At 77.6% G+C, this 1869-nt stretch carries 1 protein-coding gene; it reads left to right on the top strand.

The window, feature by feature from the left end; all coding sequences use genetic code 11:
• Positions 1 to 23 precede the first annotated feature (23 nt).
• Positions 24 to 1869, top strand: a 1846-nt coding sequence (locus IH13_RS0112405) for a DUF5682 family protein (protein WP_082317582.1), incomplete at its 3' end; no start/stop codon positions are given.

Below are 1869 nucleotides of genomic sequence, written 5' to 3'. Positions count from 1 at the left end.
CGCCCCTGCCGTGAGGTCTCGGCATGACGGCCCGTGGGACGGCCGTGCGCGGGCGGGGCGGCGGCGGTGCGGGTGGCGGCGGTGCGGGCGGCGGCGGTGCGGGCGGCGGGGGTGCCGGGGCGTCCACTGGTCCGCTCCTGCTCGGGGTGCGGCACCACGGTCCTGGCTCCGCGCGTGCGGTGCTCGCCGCCCTGGAGCACGCGCGGCCGGACGCCGTGCTCATCGAGGGGCCGCCGGAGGCCGACGCCCTGCTGCCGCTGGCAGCCGACGCGCGGATGAGGCCGCCCGTGGCCCTCCTCGTCCACGCCGTGGACGACCCGGGGCGCGCCGCGTTCTGGCCGATGGCGGCGTTCTCCCCGGAGTGGGTGGCGATCCGCTGGGCGCTGGCCCACCGGGTACCGGTGCGCTTCATGGATCTTCCCGCCGCACACGGCCTGGCCGTGCCGGAGCAGCGGGAGACCCGGCCGGACGCCGCTCCGGTGGTCGACCCGATCGGCGTGCTGGCCGCGACCGCGGGGTACGACGACGCGGAGCGCTGGTGGGAGGACGTGGTCGAGCACCGCACGGCGGACGGTGCGCCGGCCGACCCACGGGCACCGTTCGCCGCGCTCGCCGAGGCGATGGGGGCGCTGCGCGAGGCGTACGGCGACGGCGGGCACCCCCGGGACGCCGTCCGGGAGGCGTCCATGCGGCTGCGGATGCGCGCCGCCCGCAAGGAGTACGGGGAGGGCGTCGCCGTCGTCTGCGGTGCCTGGCACGTCCCCGCGCTCGCCGCGCGCACCACCATCGCCGCGGACAAGGCGCTCCTGCGGGGGATCCCCAAGGTCAGGACGGAGACGACCTGGGTGCCCTGGACCCATCGCAGGCTCGCCCGGCACAGCGGGTACGGCGCGGGGATCGAGTCCCCGGGCTGGTACGGGCACCTCTTCGACGCCCGGGACAGGCCCGTCGAACGCTGGATGACGAAGGTCGCGGGACTGTTCCGTGAGCAGGACCGCTCCGTCTCCTCCGCCGACGTCATCGAGGCCGTGCGTCTCGCCGGGACGCTGGCGGCGATGAGGGGCCGCCCGGCCGCCGGGCTCGCCGAGGCCACCGACGCGGTCCGCGCCGTCATGTGCGAGGGGTCCGACGTCCCGCTCGCCCTCGTCCGGGACCGGCTCGTCGTCGGCGAGGCCCTCGGTACGGTGCCGGACAGCGCGCCCGCCGTGCCGTTGCAGCGGGATCTCACCGGGCAGCAGCGCAGGCTCCGGCTCAGACCGGTGGCGGAGCGGCGGGACCTGGAGCTCGACCTCCGCAAGGACACCGACGCGGCGCGCAGCAGACTGCTGCACCGGTTGCGGCTGCTCGGGGTCGAGTGGGGCCGGCCCGTGGCGGGCCGGGGCGGCACGGGCACGTTCCGGGAGAGCTGGCGACTGCACTGGCAGCCCGAGATGTACGTCCGGGTCGCGGAGGCCGGAGTGTGGGGAACGACGGTGGTCTCCGCCGCGAGTGCGCGGGCCGAGTCCGACGCCGTCGCGGCGACGGCCCTCGCCGAGGTGACCGTGCTCGCCGAGCGCTGCCTTCTGGCCGGGCTGCCCGACGCGCTGTCCGTCGTCATGAGCGCCCTCGCGGACCGCGCCGCCCTCGACGCGGACGTCGGCCACCTCGCGGACGCGTTGCCGGCGCTGGCCCGGTCGCTCCGCTACGGAGACGTGCGCGGCACGGACACCGCCGCGCTGTCGGCGCTCGCCGCGGGGCTCGCCGAACGCATCTGTGTCGGTCTGCCGCCCGCCTGCACCGGCCTCGACCCGGAGGGCGCCGAGGAGCAGCGCCGCCGCGTGGACGGGGTACACACCGCGGTGGCCCTGATCGCCGGAGCGGCGGGCGGCG

Origin of the sequence: Streptomyces sp. NRRL WC-3549 (assembly GCF_000721935.1) — a bacterium.
GTDB lineage: Bacteria > Actinomycetota > Actinomycetes > Streptomycetales > Streptomycetaceae > Streptomyces.
Note: the sequence above shows the minus strand (reverse complement) of the source record. Positions and strands in the feature narration are given on the sequence as shown.